Origin of the sequence: Corynebacterium sp. UMB9976, from assembly GCF_030212265.1 — a bacterium.
In the GTDB taxonomy this organism is placed as follows: domain Bacteria; phylum Actinomycetota; class Actinomycetes; order Mycobacteriales; family Mycobacteriaceae; genus Corynebacterium.
The window spans coordinates 45,829-61,327 of the sequence record NZ_JASODY010000010.1 but is presented as its reverse complement, the minus strand read 5'-3'; the positions used below and the strand labels follow the sequence as shown (position 1 = coordinate 61,327).

At 66.2% G+C, this 15,499-nt stretch carries 12 protein-coding genes; 11 read left to right on the top strand and 1 reads right to left on the bottom strand.

Annotation, left to right across the window (positions count from 1 at the left end; genetic code table 11):
- Window positions 1–54 precede the first annotated feature (54 nt).
- The 11 genes from QP140_RS06235 (at window position 55) to QP140_RS06185 (ending at window position 13,272) form a co-directional block, all read left to right on the top strand.
- Window positions 55–1,092, top strand: a complete 1,038-nt coding sequence (locus QP140_RS06235; RefSeq protein ID WP_284758693.1) for a tetratricopeptide repeat protein — start codon at window positions 55–57, stop codon at window positions 1,090–1,092.
- Window positions 1,093–1,158: 66 nt separating this feature from the next.
- The gene (locus QP140_RS06230; RefSeq protein ID WP_070759297.1) at window positions 1,159–2,019 is read left to right on the top strand and encodes an ABC transporter ATP-binding protein; all 861 of its coding nucleotides are present in this window, start codon (window positions 1,159–1,161) and stop codon (window positions 2,017–2,019) included.
- 50 nt (window positions 2,020–2,069) lie between these two features.
- A complete protein-coding gene (locus QP140_RS06225) occupies window positions 2,070–2,984 on the top strand; it encodes an NUDIX hydrolase (protein ID WP_070759299.1) in 915 nt (304 codons plus the stop codon).
- A gap of 7 nt (window positions 2,985–2,991) precedes the next feature.
- Entirely contained in the window at window positions 2,992–4,263 is a 1,272-nt protein-coding gene (locus tag QP140_RS06220) for a class I SAM-dependent methyltransferase (protein WP_284758692.1), read from the top strand.
- 190 nt (window positions 4,264–4,453) lie between these two features.
- A complete protein-coding gene (locus QP140_RS06215; RefSeq protein WP_284758691.1) occupies window positions 4,454–5,242 on the top strand; it encodes an electron transfer flavoprotein subunit beta/FixA family protein in 789 nt (262 codons plus the stop codon).
- Window positions 5,243–5,304: 62 nt separating this feature from the next.
- Window positions 5,305–6,255 carry an electron transfer flavoprotein subunit alpha/FixB family protein gene (locus QP140_RS06210; RefSeq protein ID WP_070759305.1) on the top strand — a complete coding sequence of 317 codons (951 nt, stop codon included), beginning with the start codon at window positions 5,305–5,307 and terminating at the stop codon, window positions 6,253–6,255.
- Between the two features lie 188 nt (window positions 6,256–6,443).
- Window positions 6,444–8,234: a vWA domain-containing protein gene (locus tag QP140_RS06205; RefSeq protein ID WP_284758690.1), complete on the top strand. Its 1,791-nt coding sequence runs from the start codon at window positions 6,444–6,446 to the stop codon at window positions 8,232–8,234.
- Window positions 8,235–8,369: 135 nt separating this feature from the next.
- Window positions 8,370–9,749, top strand: coding sequence for an SLC13 family permease (locus tag QP140_RS06200; protein WP_284758689.1), 1,380 nt, complete (start codon window positions 8,370–8,372; stop codon window positions 9,747–9,749).
- Between the two features lie 30 nt (window positions 9,750–9,779).
- Window positions 9,780–10,967, top strand: a complete 1,188-nt coding sequence (locus tag QP140_RS06195; protein WP_284758688.1) for a cysteine desulfurase family protein — start codon at window positions 9,780–9,782, stop codon at window positions 10,965–10,967.
- A 29-nt stretch (window positions 10,968–10,996) separates the two neighbouring features.
- Window positions 10,997–12,217 carry a tRNA 2-thiouridine(34) synthase MnmA gene (mnmA, locus tag QP140_RS06190; RefSeq protein WP_070759309.1) on the top strand — a complete coding sequence of 407 codons (1,221 nt, stop codon included), beginning with the start codon at window positions 10,997–10,999 and terminating at the stop codon, window positions 12,215–12,217.
- Entirely contained in the window at window positions 12,214–13,272 is a 1,059-nt protein-coding gene (locus tag QP140_RS06185; protein WP_284758687.1) for a hypothetical protein, read from the top strand. The genes mnmA and QP140_RS06185 overlap by 4 nt, the downstream gene beginning before the upstream one ends.
- Window positions 13,273–13,344: 72 nt before the next feature.
- Here the strand turns inward: QP140_RS06185 and ligA are convergent, their stop codons facing one another.
- Window positions 13,345–15,489 (bottom strand): NAD-dependent DNA ligase LigA, encoded by a 2,145-nt coding sequence (gene ligA, locus QP140_RS06180; protein ID WP_284758686.1) that lies wholly within the window; start codon window positions 15,487–15,489, stop codon window positions 13,345–13,347.
- Between the last annotated feature and the right edge of the window lie 10 nt (window positions 15,490–15,499).

Genomic DNA, 15,499 nt, shown 5'->3' with positions numbered 1-15,499 from the left:
GCCGGGGGATTGGGCGCGGTCACCCCGCGGTCGGAAGCCGTTACTATGGAGGGCATGACTGTACCGCACGATCCTTCCTCCCAACCGGCCTCTCGTCCGCAGAGCGGCGCCCCGCAGGCGCAGCCATCCTCCCCTCGGCAGCCGCAGGCGCCGCAGCGTTTTGTTTCGGGGGCGATTGACCTGGGGACGGTGAAGCAGCAGGCCGTGCAGCGCGAGAAGCACGCACAGCAAGCAGCGGAAGCTGGAGTGAGCGTGGACTACGTCGCCCGATCGGCGGACGTCACCCCAGAATCCTTCGAGCAGGACCTCGTGGTCCGCTCCACCCAGGTTCCGGTGATCCTCCTGGTGGGTAGTGCCCGCTCCGAGGCCAGCGCGGAGCTGAAGAACTTCTTCGCCCGTCTGGTGGAGATGCCGGATGTGCCGCAGGAGCAGCTGAAGTGGGTATTCCGCTACATCGACGCCGATGCGGTGCCGGAGATGGCCCAGGCGCTCGGGGTGCGTGGCGTGCCCACGGTGCTTGCCCTGGTGGCTGGCCGCCCAGCGACGTCCTTCCAGGGAGCCCAGCCGCAGGAGCAGGTGGAGCAGTGGCTGGAGTCGGTGATCCAGGCCGTCGACGGTAAGCTGCCGGGCCTGCCTGCGGATTCGGGGGCCGCCGCTGAAGAACAGGACTCCCGCCTCGATGAGGCTGCGTCCCTCATTGAACAGGGGCAGACCCAGGAAGCGATCGCCGCCTACGACGCCATCCTCGCCGACCCGAACACCGACCCCGAGCTCGCGGCGACGGCACGGGCCGCACGGGCCAACGTCATCCTCGCGGAACGCGCCGGGGATCCAGCTGCCGGAGAGCAGGCACTGGAGCAGGTGGCTGCAGACCCGGGCAACGTCGACGCCGCGATGGCCGCCGCCGAGCTGCTCGCCCTGCGCGGTGAGAAGGCCCAGGGCTTCGACGTTCTCGTCACCGCGATGCGCCACACCGCGGGCGAGGAGAAGGACCGCGCGAAGCAGCAGCTGCTGCAGCTCTTCGAGCTTTATGATGCCGCCGATCCGGAGGTCATCGCGGCCCGCACGAACATGGCCAGCGCCCTGTTCTAGAACCGCGGTTATCCGCCGGAGTAACCCGATCCGATCCCACGAGCCCCTGAGGTAACGAGAACCACCATGCAACGCAATGTCATTTCCACCCCGGAAACCCAGCCGGCGGCGCCGGAGGACCTGATCCTGGACATGCGCGGTGTATCGCTGCGCCGGGGCGGCAACGAGATCCTGCACGAGCTGGACTGGCAGGTCGAGCTTGACGAGCGCTGGGTCATCATGGGGCCCAACGGCGCCGGGAAGACCTCCCTGATGCGCTTGGCCAGCGCGCAGCTTTTCCCGACGACCGGCACCGTGGACATCATCGGCGAACGATTGGGCTCCTCCGACGTCCGCGACATCCGCACCGCCGTCGGAATGTCCAGCTCTGCCCTGGCTCACCGCATCCCGGACGACGAGGTGGTCTCGGACATCGTCATCTCCGCGGGCTACGACGTCATGGGACGGTGGCGGGAGGCCTACGACGAGATGGACTACGAGCAGGCCGTCAACACCCTCGAGGTCGTGGGGGCGTATCACCTGGCCGACCGCACGTGGGGCACGCTGTCTGAGGGAGAGCGCAAGCGCACCCTCATCGCGCGCGCCTTGATGACCGACCCGGAGCTGTTGCTGCTCGATGAGCCGGGTGCCGGGCTGGACCTCGGTGGCCGCGAAGATCTGATCGAGCTGCTCAGCCAGATCGCGATGGATCCGGACTCCCCGGCGACCGTGTTGGTCACCCACCACGTGGAGGAGATCCCGCCGGGATTCACCCACGGGATGCTGCTGGACGAAGGCCACATCGTGGCCCAGGGCCTGTTGACCGACATCATGACCAGCGAGAACCTCACCAAGGCCTACCACCAGCCCATCGAGGTTAAGCAGGAGGACGGCCGCTGGTTCGCCCGCCGTCTTCGTCGCGGTGGAGCCCACCGGGCGCGGGATTAGCTAGAGTCTTTTAAGTACCGATTTAGGTGGAAAGCGAGGTCCGGCTCGAGATGGGATTTGCAGAGCAGTTGGGTCCGGTAGAGCCACGGCATGCCTCCACGGTCATTCTGCTGCGTGACACGCTATCCGGCCCGGAGGTCTACGTGCAGGAACGCGCGTCAACCATGGCGTTCTGCGCGGAGATGACTGTCTTCCCGGGCGGTGGGGTGGATGCTCGCGATATGCCCGGTGACGTCGACGGCGACGGGGTGGACTCGCCCGATGTGCGCTGGTCCGGCCCGGACGTTCGTTGGTGGGCCCACCGTCTGCGCAAGGATCCCGCGATTGCCCGCGCCCTCGTGTGTGCCGCGGTGCGCGAGACCTTCGAGGAGGCAGGCACGCTCCTGGCCTCCAATGAGGACGGAGATATTGTCGCGGACACCACGCGCTTCCAGCACGAGCGCCAGGAACTGGAGAATCACCTGCTCCCGTTTTCTACGTTCATGGACCGGCACAAGCTGATCCTGCGGGCCGATCTGCTGCGCCCCTGGGCGAACTGGGTGACCCCAGAGGGGCAGCCGATCCGCTACGACACGGCATTTTTCGTGGCCCGTCTGCCGGAGGGGCAGGACACGACCGGGGACACGCGAGAGGCCACGTCCACGGGCTGGTTCCGCCCGTCGACGCTGCTCGACGGGTGGCGTTCCCGGAAGATTAGCCTGATGCCCCCGACGTGGGCGCAGCTGAAGCTGCTGAGCACCTTCCGCACGGTCGACGAGGTCATGGACTTCTCGTCGGGGCTCTCGGTCGACCCCGTTCTCGACGAGCCGATCGATGAACCGTACATGGCGGAGTACTACCTCATGGAATCCAAAATGTACGGCCGCCCGAAGCGCGTCTTCGCCCCGGGAATGAAGTTCGCGGTTGACCCGGCGGACCTGCCGGAGCACCCATTCGAGCACCGTCCGGGCTCCTACCTGCAGTAGGTCGCGGTTGTCTTTTAGTCTTGAGGAGCTTCAGTGGCTCCAGTCCTCTCCCGACGCCGGCACCGCCATCGCGCAGGCCGGCGAGCTTGAGCTCAGCCAGCGCAGCGTGGTGTCCGATACGGCAGCCCTGCGCAAAGCCTGGGGTGACAATGCCCGTGCGGTGGCCGAGTTGGTGGAGGCCCGCCGGATAGCGGCGGCGAAGCTCTCTGCCGAACTCGCCGCCGGGTGGTGGACCGATAAGGATGCTGCCCAGCAGTCCACCCCGCTGGCCGTGGCGCGCTTCCGTGCTTGGCATCTCGCGGCGCTGGGGGTGGCGGTGGCGCGCGACGTCACCTGCTCGGTGGGGACAGAGCTTGTGGCGCTTAAGGAGGCCGGGCTGACGTGCAGCGGCTCCGACATTGACCCGGTTCGGGTGGCGATGGCTCGCACAAACTGCCCGGGCGTCGAGGTGCGGGTGGCCGATGCCCTCGAGCCCTGGGAAGGAACAGCGGGGGAGAAGCCGGTGATCCTTGCGGACCCGGCTCGGCGCAACTCCTCGGGGCGGATTCACCGGCTCGAGGACATGCAGCCCCCGGTGAGTGACCTGGTTGGGGCCTATCCCGGACACGAGTTGATGGTGAAACTCGCCCCGGGCGTGGACTTCGCAGAGCTCGAGGACTGGGCCGGCCAGGTGGACGTCATCAGCGTGGATGGCCAGGCCAAAGAGGCCTGTGCCTTGACCTCCGGGCTGGTATCCCCGGAAGCCCGGGATAGCGAGGGGTTGGCGCGCCGGGCTGTGGTGATCAGCACCAGCAGTCAGGGGGACAGCGTGGACGCCCTGGCCAGCTGGGAGCCGGAGCTGTCAGAAGACGACGTCGCAGCACGCGCGGGGCAGCCTGGCCGGTACATCATGGAACCGGATGCAGCGATCATTCGCGCTGGGCTGGTGCGCCACTTCGCCGCCCGGGAGGGGCTGTGGCTGGTGGACCCGAACCTGGCTTATGTCACGGGGGACCACATCCCGGCGGGCATGCGGGCCTTCGAGGTGTTGGATGCCGTGCCTGTCAAGCAGTTGCGCAAGGCTTTGCAGCAACGAGGAGTCGGCAAGCTGGAGATCCTCGTGCGCGGGGCGGATATCAATCCGGACCAGCTGCGCGCGAAGCTGAAGCTGAAGGGCAAGGGCGAGGCGACGGTCGTCATCGCGCGGCTGGGGGAGCGGAACTCGACGCAGCGCGGGGGCGGGGTGAGCAGCGGGGTGGTGGCCTATATCTGCCGCGCGGTAGCCCCCGAAAAGCGCTAATTCTGCGAATTCGCTGCCGGTTGGCGCAAAGCGCGGGCGCGGGGTGTGCCGGTTGGGTAGAACGGACGGTGACACGCCCAGCCCGCATGGCGGGGTGGTTCTAGAAAAATATTAATGTGTTGTGGCGAAGCTCACGTTTTTCAAGCTAAGCTGAACTGGAAACCAACACGCAATCACGAAAGGCCAACGCATGTCGAACATCGTTGTTCTGGTTAAGCAGGTGCCGGACACGTACTCCGAACGCAAGCTCCGTGAGGACGACTTCCGTCTGGACCGTGACAGCGCCGACGCTGTTCTCGATGAGATCAACGAGAACGCTGTCGAGGCTGCGCTCCAGCTGAAGGAAGCAGACTCCTCCCGCAACGTCATCGTGCTCTCCGTGGGTCCGACCCGCGCGACCGAGGCGCTGCGCAAGGCACTGTCCCTGGGCTGCGACGAGGCAATCCTGGTCACCGATGAGGGCCTCGAGGGCTCCGACGTCCTGGGTACCGCCTGGACGCTGAGCAACGCGCTCAACCAGATCGAGGACATTGAGCTCATCATCGCTGGTAACGCATCCACCGACGGTGTTGCGGGCGCTATCCCGGGCCTGCTGGCCGAGTACCGTCAGATCCCGGCTCTGACCCACATGGAGGAGCTGGCTGTCGAGAGCGGCACCGTCACCGGTAAGCGCGTCACCGAGGAGGGCATCTTCGGCCTCGAGGCGCCGACCCCGGCCATCGTCTCCGTCACGGAGAAGGCCAACACCCCGCGCTTCGCCGTCTTCAAGGGCATCATGGCCGCGAAGAAGAAGGAGATCAAGGAGCTCAGCCTCTCCGACATCGGCGTCGATCCGGCGAACGTCGGCGGCGGCAACGCAACCTCTTCGGTCGCTGGCGTCACGCCGAAGCCACCGAAGTCTGCCGGTGAGAAGATCACCGATGAGGGCGACGGCGGCAAGAAGCTCGTCGAGTTCCTCGCTAAGGAAAAGCTGATCTAGCTCACCGCTTTTCACGTTCCATAACCCGACATTCCCTGCCACATTAGGAAAGAGGAAAATCCATGACCAACGTATTGGTACTGGTTGATCACGTTGAAGGTGAGCTGCAGAACTCCACTCGCGAGCTCATCACCGCTGGTCGCGTATTCGGCCAGGTCGGCGCCGTCGTTGTTGGCAAGCCGGGCACCGCTGAGGGCCTGAAGTCCGAGCTGGCTGCTGCTGGCGCGGAGACCATCTACGCTGCCGAGTCCGACGAGGCTGACTCCCTGCTCATCACCCCGTCCGTCGACGCCCTCTCCGGGCTCGCCGCTCACCTGCAGGTTCCGGTCCTGGTCTCTGCGTCCGCTACCGGCAACGAGGTTGCTGGCCGCGTGTCCGCACGCGTGGGCTCCGGTGCGGTCTACGGCATCACCGAGATCGACGCCGAGCGCAACGCTAAGAAGCCGGTCTTCGGTGGCGAGTACATCGTCGACTCCGGTGCCGCAGGCGTGGCCCCGGTCTTCACCTGGCAGGCCGGCTCCATCGATCCGGAGCCGCAGGACGCTGCCGGTGAGATCCAGGCAGTCGAGCTGCCGGGCGCTGGCCCGACCGCTGTGAAGATCACCAGCTTCGCTCCGGCTGAGGCCGGCGACCGTCCGGACCTGGCTGAGGCGAAGATCGTCGTCTCCGGTGGCCGTGGCGTGGGCGGCTCCGAGGGCTTCACCGACGTTGTCGAGCCACTGGCCGACGCGCTCGGCGGTGCCGTTGGTGCATCCCGTGCCGCAGTCGACGCGGACTACTACCCGGGCAAGTTCCAGGTCGGCCAGACCGGTGTCACCGTGTCCCCGAACCTGTACATCGCACTGGGCATTTCCGGTGCTATCCAGCACAAGGCTGGTATGCAGACCTCCAAGACCATCGTTGCGGTCAACAAGGATGACGAGGCATCGATCTTCGAGATCGCAGACTTCGGTATCGTTGGTGACCTCTTCGACGTTGCCCCGCAGGCAACCGAGGAGATCAAGAACCGTTAAGGTTCCCGAATCCAATCAGCTGCCCTGAGCGCAGCTAAAAATTAAAAGTCGGTGTTTCCCGCCATGGCGGAGCACCGGCTTTTTTTATATCCGTCCATAGTGTGCCTAAGAGCTTTGGGAAGCAGTAAACAAAACTTCGAGTTGAGGGGACTTTTAAGATGTGGGCACGACGTTCGGTTGGGGCCATTATGGCGTTCGTGGTGGGGGCGATCCTCGCTGTGGCGGTTCCCGTTGGGGTAGCTAACGCCGATATCGACAAGCCAAAGAAGCAGCGAGTACACCTGGTCATGGATTCATCCGGGTCGATGGCGGAGAAGATTGATGGCGGGAAAACCCGGATTGATGCAGCCAAGGACGCCCTGAACTCCCTGGTTGATTCAACACCGGAGGAGACCGAGCTGGGGTTGCGGGTGTACGGCGCGAATGACAAGAACAAAGGCAGCGAAGAATCCTGCCGTGATTCCGAGTTGGTGGTCCCGATTGCGACGGGGAATCGCGAGGACCTCTCGAAGGCCATCGAGGGGTACAGCCCAGCCGGGTGGACCCCGATCTCTTATGCCCTGAAGGAAGCCGGCAAGGACATCGGCAAGCCAGGGGAGGATGAAGAAAACACCATCGTCCTGGTCTCCGACGGCGAGGAAACCTGCGTCCCGGACCCCTGCGACGTCGTCGATGAACTTCAGAAGCAGGGCATCAACGTGACCATCAACGTGGTGGGCATGAACGTGGATGGCAAGGCGCGCAATCAGCTGCAGTGCATCGCGAAGAAGGGCAACGGAAAGTACTACTCGGCGGATAACGCCGATGAGATCAAGACAGCCATCGAGGAAGCTGCGATGCGCACGGGCCAGGCCTTCCAACTGGACGGGGACCCCATCACCGGCGGGGACTCCCGATCTGAGGCCCCCGACATGAGGCCGGGAACCTACCTGGACAAGTTCGGTTTCAACGAGACGCGCTGGTACCGCGTGCCGAAGCAGGCCAAGGATTCCGTGGTCTGGGCAGGTGCCGCGATGAGCCTGGCGGAAACTGACAAAGAACACGGCTCCATCACCGTCGAACTGGTCGATCCCACCAGCGAAGAAAAATGCGCCCGAGAATCCGGCTATGGGCACAGCAGCGGCCCCGAGGGTCTGCTGGCCACCAGCCTATCTAGCAGGGAGTGCGAAGACGCCGAAAACCTGCTGCTGAAAGTCACCACGGAGGTCAAGGGCGAAGGCGAGCTCCCGGTGCGGATCCACCTGGAGGAACGCGGCGCGGTCCTAAACCTCGACGAGTTGCCCGAAGCCGCCAAGGCACCCGAATGGGAGGAAATGGAGGTGCCAAAGGCGCCGGAAGGCACGTCCTACGGCGGTGACTCCTTCGGGAACGCCAAGGTCATCGAGCCTGGTGCCCACAACATCGCGGTGACGATGGGCGAAAGCCAGGTGTTCGCCGTGGATCTGGACTGGGGGCAGCGCGTACAGGTGCAGACCGATCTGGAAACGGTGCAGAAGCGCTTCATGGCATGGAACACGAGGGTGCTTTCTCCCTTCGGAAGCGATGCCCTCGTTAACGACACTGATAGCTTGGACTTTGGCAGCTCCAAGAGCATCAGTCTCCAGGCCCGGACATTCCCCATCCGCTACAAGAACAGCGGCGAGATCTACCCGAACGAGAACTCGGTGCCGGGCCGCTACTACATCATCGTCTCTGGCGGCGATCGGGAGGACACAGCCGATAAGCAGGGGGAGGCCAAAGGCACGATGACCGTGGAGGTCCTGGGCAAGGCTGGCGAGGGGGCGCCGGAGTTTGCTTCCCTCGAGAAGGATCTGGACCAAGAGCAGGATGTCGGCGCTGCCGATGCCGATGCCAAGAATGTGGCCGCCGAGCAGGAAGACACCGGGATGAGCTGGCCCATGATCGGAGCCGCCGGGGTCGGGATTATCGCCCTGCTGCTCGCGATCGTGTTGGCGGTGACGGGAAGGAAGAAGTCCTAGCCAAGTTTTCGCATCGAGCACACGAATTCTCGTGCGCTCGATGATTGTGCTCCAGTTTGGGGTCTCTGTCACAATGTGACGCACGGCATAGGCGCGCTGAAGGCGCGCCACCCCCTCACTGGAAAGGACTTGGGCATGCAGTCAGGCCTCGGGCTCACCATCGCTGGGCTCGCCATCATCTTTCTCACCGTCGCAATTCTGATTCGCGGTAAGGTGAGTCCAATCGTGCCCATGGCCCTCATTCCAGCGATCGGCGCGCTGATCCTGGGCTATAGCTTCGAGGAACTCTCGGACTTCTTCAGTGACGGGCTGAAATCCGTCATGAGTGTGGTCGTGATGTTCATCTTCGCGATCATCTTCTTCGGGATCATGCAGGACGTCGGGCTGTTCACGCCCGTGATTCGAGCGCTGATCAAGGGAACCAGGGGAAATCCTGTCTTTATTACGCTGGGAACCGCAGCCATTGGCGTGGTCGCCCACCTCGACGGCTCGGGCTCGACGACCTTCCTACTGACAATTCCCGCACTGCTGCCGCTGTATAAGGCGATGCACATGAGCCGCTACACACTGCTGATGATCGTCGCGCTGGCGGCGTCGGTGATGAACATGGTCCCGTGGGCAGGCCCGGTGGGGCGCGCGGGCTCGGTCATCGCACAGGATCCGCACAATATTTGGATCCACCTGCTGCCAGCCCAGGGCATCGCGCTGCTCGGAGTGTTCGCAGTGGCCGGGGCCCTCGGCGTCCTCGAGCTGCGCCGCGCCCGCAAGCGCAGCGCGCAGAAGGTTGGAGCCGGGGCAGACACCCCAGGCCCGGCTAACGTCGATGTCGAGAAGATGGCCGCCAACTTCGCAGAGAACCAGCGCCAACAGCAGGCTGAGATCGGCCTGTCCTTCCGCACTGGCAGGGTGGTGACGGTGATCAATATCGTGCTGATCCTCGCGGTGCTGGTCGTGCTGCTGGCGGGCCTGCTGCCACCGGCTCCGGCCTTCCTCATCGCCACCACCGTGGCCATGCTCGTCAACTGCCAGGGCAAGGAAGCCCAGGCCGGGGTCCTCAACCGACACGCACCGAATGCGCTCTCCATGGCCGGTGTGATCATCGCGGCCGCCATGTTCCTGGGAGTGCTCAACGGCAGCGGCATGCTCGAGGAGATCGCCCTGCAGCTCATCGCGATCATGCCTGAGGGAGTGGGGCAGTACCTGCACATCATCGTCGCGTTCTTCGGCGTCCCGCTGGACCTGCTCACGTCCACCGACGCTTACTACTTCTCGGTGCTGCCCATCGTTCAGGAGACTGCTGCGAACTTCGGTGTGAGCGGCATGGGGGCTGCCGCAGCGCTCATCGTGGGCAATGTCATCGGCACCTTCGTCTCCCCGTTCTCGCCGGCGCTCTGGCTGGCGCTCGGCCTCGCCGAGGGGCAGATGGGTCACTATCTCAAGCGCGCACTGCCGGTGGTCTGGGCATTCTCCATCGGGCTGGTTGCCATTTGCTGGGGCATGGGGATGTTCGCTTAGCTTGCCAGGGGCTATGCCACACTGGATGTCATGACAAGCCAGCCCCGCATCTACGCCGACCACGCTGCCTCCAGCCCACTGCGCCCGGAGGCGGCCGAGGCGATGCGGGAGGTAGAATCCGCGCTCAATCCGGCCGGTCAGTACCGCACCGGCCGGGACGCCCGGCGGTTGCTGGAGGACGCTCGCGAGCAGATCGCCGAGCTCCTCGGCGCCGACCCCGTGGAGGTGATCTTCACCGCCTCGGGCACGGAGGCCGATAACATCGCCGTGCAGGGGCTGGCCTTCGGCTCTCGGAAGTTGCACCCGACTGCCGGCGACATCATCGCTCCTGGCATCGAGCACCCGGCGGTGGGGGAGGCCATCGACTGGCTGTGCACCGGTCCGCTTGACCTGGGATACCGCCGGGTCGAGCTGCCCGTGGACGAACACGGAGTCGTCGATCTTGAAGCGGCCGAGGAGATCGGCGTCCTAAAAAACATGGACCCCGAGCAGACGGCGCTGATCACCTGCATGTGGGCGAATAACGAGACCGGGAACATCCAGCCGGTCAGCGAGCTCGCCAAGATCGCCACGGATAAGGCCGTGCCCATGCACGTGGATGCCGTGCAGGCAGTGGGGCGGGTGCCGATCGACTTTCACGGCCTTGGGGTCGCCACCCTCGCAGCGAGCGCGCACAAGTTCGGCGGGCCGCGCTCGACCGGGGTGTTGCTCGCGCGCCGGGACGCGAAGATCCTCTCGCCGTTGAAGGGCGGAAACCAGGAACGCGGGCTGCGCTCCGGAACCGTCAACGTCCACGGGGCGGTGGGCACCGCAGCAGCACTGGCGGCGGCACATCGGGATATGGCTGCGGAGAACGAGCGGCTACGGAACATCCGCGAGCGGGTGCTGGAGGCCGTCCGTGGCATCGAGGGGATAAAAGTGTGGACCCACGAACCCTCCTTGCCCAGCCACCTGCACCTGAGCATCCCCGGTGCGGAGGGGGATAGCCTCATCATGCTGCTGGACGCCGCGGGGGTGGATGCCTCCACGGGTTCGGCGTGCGCGGCCGGGGTGAACCGCGCCAGCCACGTGCTCGCTGCCATGGGAGTGGACGTAGAGGTGGCCCGAGGTGCCCTGCGGCTGACCTTCGGCGCGGAGACCACGATGGCGGACGCTGAACGCATCGCCGAATTGTTGCCGCGCGTGGCCGAGCAGGCTCGCGCCGCCGGAATGGCCTAAGCCCGCTAAACCCGAGTAGGGTGCCACCCATGCGAGTAGTAGCAGCAATGAGCGGTGGTGTGGATTCGGCGGTCGCGGCCGCCCGGGCACTCGAAGCAGGCCACGAGGTTATCGGCGTGCACCTGGCGCTGTCCCAATCCCCGGAGGCCGTGCGCGCCGGTTCCCGCGGCTGCTGCTCCCTGGAGGATTCCGCCGACGCCCGGCGGGTCGCCGACAAGCTCGGCATCCCCTTCTACGTCTGGGACTTCTCCGACCGCTTCAAGGCCGATGTGATCGATAACTTCGTGGACTCCTACGCCATCGGCGAGACCCCGAATCCGTGCCTGCGCTGCAACGAGAAGATCAAGTTCGAAGCCCTGCTGGACCGCTCCATCGCGTTGGGCTTCGACGCCGTGGTCACCGGCCACTACGCGCAGCTCCACGACGGCGTGCTGCGCCGGGGCGTGGACGCGGACAAGGACCAGTCTTATGTCCTCGGCGTGCTGACCGACGAACAGCTGGCACACTGCATGTTCCCGGTCGGGGACACCGTCAAGCCCGAGATCCGCGAAGAGGCCGCCGACGCCGGCTTCGGGGTCGCCAATAAGCCAGATAGCCACGACATCTGCTTTATCCCGGATGGCCGAACTCAGGCATTCCTGGGTTCGAAGATCGGCCTGCGTCCCGGCCTGGTGCGGGATACCGGCGGGGAGACCGTGGCGGAGCACGACGGCGTGTATGGCTTCACCGTTGGTCAGCGCAAGGGGCTCGGCCTGCCGCGCGAAACCCTTGACGGCCGCCCACGCTATGTCACGGATATCGACGCCCACACGGGCACTGTGACCGTCGGCACCCGGGAGGACCTGCGGGTCGGCGGGATCATCGCCGACCGCCTCAAGCGCCTCGACCCGGAGGTACACGGCCGCGAGTTCGACTGCGAGGTGCAGGTGCGCGCCCATGGCGGAGTGGTTCCTGCCCGCGCCCGGCTCGTTGACGACCCAGCCCCGGTCACCCCGGCGGGTCGCGTGAAGGAGGCCGACGAGCTGCCGTGGCGTCTGGAGCTGGAGCTGCTGCAGCCCCTGGAGGGCGTGGCGCGCGGCCAGGCCGCCGTGGTCTATCGCCCCGACGAGGCCGGCGACATCCTGCTGGGCTCCGGCACCATCCGCGCGACCACGGCCCTCGGCGCCCCGATTGAGGAACAGCCCGCACCCGGCACCGTCGGCGCGGTGGACGCCGACGCCATCGAACAGGGCGAGGACGCCCAGCGATGACACGTCTCGGCTGGTGGGAATCCTTCGCCACGACCCACTCGGACCAGAACAGTGCCCTGGAGGCCGCGCTTCTCCGCGGCGTCGATGTGGATGAGGATACCGGCGCGCCGGGCGGGATCTCCCTGCCCCGTATCCAGCCTGCAGGCGAGCCCGGGGTCAAGGACGTCGCCCTGGACGTCACCGCTCTGACGGCCGGTTTCGCGCAGCTCAACCTCGCCGCGAACCCGCGGGGCTGGGAGATCAGCCACGGGGCCAGCCTGATCGGCCGCCAAACCCGGTCCTATCTTTCGGAGCTCCGAGACCTGGTGCCCGCGGTGCTTGCCGAACGTCGGGCCCCACGGATCATGCTGAACGTCGCCGGGCCCTGGAGCTTTGGCGCCACCGTGGAGCTGGCGGGCCACCCCATCGTTGCCGACCGCCCCGCATTCCGGGAGATCGCCCTCACGTTGGGGGCTGGGTTGGCGGAGACCGCCGAATGGCTGGCCAGCGCGACCGGCTCGGAGGTGTTCATCGGACTCCACGAGCCCGCCGTGCCGCAACTGTTGGCCGGGCTGGCCGGGGCCACGCGCTGGGATCGGCTGGCCCCGGTGGACCCCGAGCACATCCTCGGCGTGTGGCAGCGGCTGCTCGGCCAGCTGCCCGAGGGCGTGGGAGCCGTGCTGCACGAGTGCCCGCCCGAGCTATTTCGCGACATCCCCCAGGTGGGCTTTGACCGCGTCGGGGTGGCCGCCGGGCACCTGTTCGGCGAGCAGTCCACCTCGGAGCTCAAGGACGCCATTGGATACAGCGTCGGGGCGGGCCAGGGGATCGGCATCTGCCTGCCGCGCCCCACAGAGCCGCAGGGAGCCGCGGCGATCGAGGACAGTGCCGCCACGTACGCGGGTGCCGTCCAGCGCCTGTGGCAGCAGTGGAGCTTCCCCGCAGAGCGGCTAGTCCAGCAGGTTGACCTCTGCGCGATCACCCCGGGGCTGGACGAGGTCGCTGTGAGCCCTGCCGTTGCAGCCACCTGGTCGGCGACCGCGCGGATCGCCGCACGCAACCTCGCTGCAGGCTAAGCCTCACCCAGCAGGGCAGCCCAGGAACGACCAGGCTCGCAGCAGCGAAGTGTTGATCCCAGCGCTCCGGGACTAGTCCTCCTCGGCGTCGCCCTCGTCAGCTTGGCCTGGCCCCTCGCTCAGCAGCTTGTGGAAGCCGGCCTCGTCGAGCACCGGAATACCCAGCTCCTCGGCCTTCGTGAGCTTCGAGCCGGCTTTGGCCCCGGCGACCAGATAGTCCGTCTTCTTCGACACGCTGCCGGTCGCCTTCCCGCCGCGGGACTCGATGGCCTCCTTCGCGCTGGAACGGTCGAAATCCTCCAGCGTGCCCGTGACAACGATGCTCAACCCGGCCAGCAGGTCGGCCTGAATAGACCCGGCCGCGTCGGCGGAAGGCTGCTCGGTGACGTCCTGCTCCATCCGCACCCCAGCGGCCGCCCAGGCATCGACGATCTCCTTATGCCAGGAGACCGCAAACCAGTCGCGGACGGATTCGGCGATGATGGGCCCCACCCCGTCGACGGTGGACATCGTCTCCACATCGGCGGCGGCGACGTCCGGAATGGAACCGTAGTGATTGGCCAGGGCCTTCGCCGCGGTCGGTCCGACGTGTCGGATGGACAGGGCGACGATGACGCGCCACAGGTCGACCTCCTTGGCCGCCGCGAGCGTCGTCAGCAACGTCTCACCTTGCTTATTCAGCGCGCCGGACTTCGTCGTATACGCGTCCGTGCGGCGCAGATCCTCCTCCGTGAGCGAGAACAGGCCCGTCTCGTCCGGCAGCACGCCGGAATGGATGAGGTCATAGGCCGCCTTCTCGCCGAGGGCGTCGATGTCGAAGGCCCCGCGGCCGGCGATGTAGGTCAGGCGGGTGTGCAGCTGGCCGGGGCAGTAGCGGGTATTCGGGCAGCGCCAGTCCGCATCGTCTCCGCGGGCCGGGGCCAGGGGAGTGCCGCACTCCGGGCACAGACTGCTGAAGAGGAACTCCCGCTCCGCACCACTCCGGGCGTCCTCCACCGGGCCGAGCACCTCCGGGATGACCTCCCCGGCCTTGCGGATCATGATCTCATCACCCAGGCGCACGCCCTTGCGGTGGGCCTCGGAGGGGTTGTGCAGGGTCGCCATGGTCACGGTGGAGCCCGCGACGTATTTCGGCTCCATCACCGCATACGGGGTCGCCCGGCCGGTGCGCCCGATCCCTAGGCGGATGTCGTGCAGCCGGGTGCGGGCCTCCTCCGGTGGGTACTTATAGGCGATCGCCCAGCGCGGGGCGCGGCTGGTCGTGCCGAGCCGCTGCTGGGACTGGGTATCGTCCACCTTGATGACGAGCCCATCCATCTCGTGGTCCGCATCGTGGCGGTGGTCCGCCCAGTAGGTGACCTGCTCCAGCACTTCCTTGGCGCTGTGCACCTGCTTGGTGTACGGGCTCACCGGCAGGCCCCAGGCAGCCAGCGCTTCGTAGGCCGCGTGCTGGGAAGCGGGGGTGAAGCCCTCGCGGGCGCCGATGCCGTGACAGATCAGGCGTAGCGGGCGGCGCGCGGTTTCTGCCGGGTCCTTCTGGCGCATCGCTCCGGCCGCGGCGTTGCGCGGATTCGCAAACATTTTCAGCCCCTCCGCCTGGCGCTGGGCGTTCATCTTCGCGAAGTCCTCGACGCGGATGAACACCTCGCCGCGGATCTCCACGAGCTCCGGCACTGGGAAGTCCTCGGAGGGCTGCAGGCGCGCCGGGATATCGGAGAGGGTGCGGGCGTTGTGGGTGATGTCCTCGCCGGTCGTGCCGTCGCCGCGGGTGAGAGCGAGCTCCAGGACGCCGTTACGGTAGAGCAGGTTGATCGACGCGCCGTCGATCTTCAGTTCGGTGAGGTAGGCCTTGGCCGGGGTGCGCTCCAGCCAGGAGGAAAGCTGCTCGGTGTCGAAGACGTTATCGAGCGAGAGCATCGGCTCCTGGTGGTCCACGTTGCGAAACGGGCTGGACTCAGGAGGGGCCGGGGCGACCTCGGTGGTGGGGCTGGGTCCGGTTACCGCCTCGGGGTGGGTGTTTTCGAACTCCTGAAGTTGGGTGAGCAGGGCGTCGAACTCGGCGTCGGAGATCTCCGGATTGCCGTAGTAGTACACCTCGCGGTGGTGCCTGACCTGGTCCGCGAGGGACTGCCACTGCTGGCTCAGCTCTGCAAGCGCAGGATCTGCGGCTCCGGGGTTGGCGGCGGGCGAGGAATCGGAATCGTATTGAGTGCTCACGGGTTCCAAG

What these genes read in the sequence shown, in the direction of transcription:
- QP140_RS06235 (WP_284758693.1), top strand. Translation starts at nt 55, where the DNA reads ATGACTGTACCGCACGATCCTTCCTCCCAACCGGCCTCTCGTCCGCAG.
- QP140_RS06230 (WP_070759297.1), top strand. Translation starts at nt 1,159, where the DNA reads ATGCAACGCAATGTCATTTCCACCCCGGAAACCCAGCCGGCGGCGCCG.
- QP140_RS06225 (WP_070759299.1), top strand. Translation starts at nt 2,070, where the DNA reads ATGGGATTTGCAGAGCAGTTGGGTCCGGTAGAGCCACGGCATGCCTCC.
- QP140_RS06215 (WP_284758691.1), top strand. Translation starts at nt 4,454, where the DNA reads ATGTCGAACATCGTTGTTCTGGTTAAGCAGGTGCCGGACACGTACTCC.
- QP140_RS06210 (WP_070759305.1), top strand. Translation starts at nt 5,305, where the DNA reads ATGACCAACGTATTGGTACTGGTTGATCACGTTGAAGGTGAGCTGCAG.
- QP140_RS06205 (WP_284758690.1), top strand. Translation starts at nt 6,444, where the DNA reads ATGGCGTTCGTGGTGGGGGCGATCCTCGCTGTGGCGGTTCCCGTTGGG.
- QP140_RS06200 (WP_284758689.1), top strand. Translation starts at nt 8,370, where the DNA reads ATGCAGTCAGGCCTCGGGCTCACCATCGCTGGGCTCGCCATCATCTTT.
- QP140_RS06195 (WP_284758688.1), top strand. Translation starts at nt 9,780, where the DNA reads ATGACAAGCCAGCCCCGCATCTACGCCGACCACGCTGCCTCCAGCCCA.
- mnmA (WP_070759309.1), top strand. Translation starts at nt 10,997, where the DNA reads ATGCGAGTAGTAGCAGCAATGAGCGGTGGTGTGGATTCGGCGGTCGCG.
- QP140_RS06185 (WP_284758687.1), top strand. Translation starts at nt 12,214, where the DNA reads ATGACACGTCTCGGCTGGTGGGAATCCTTCGCCACGACCCACTCGGAC.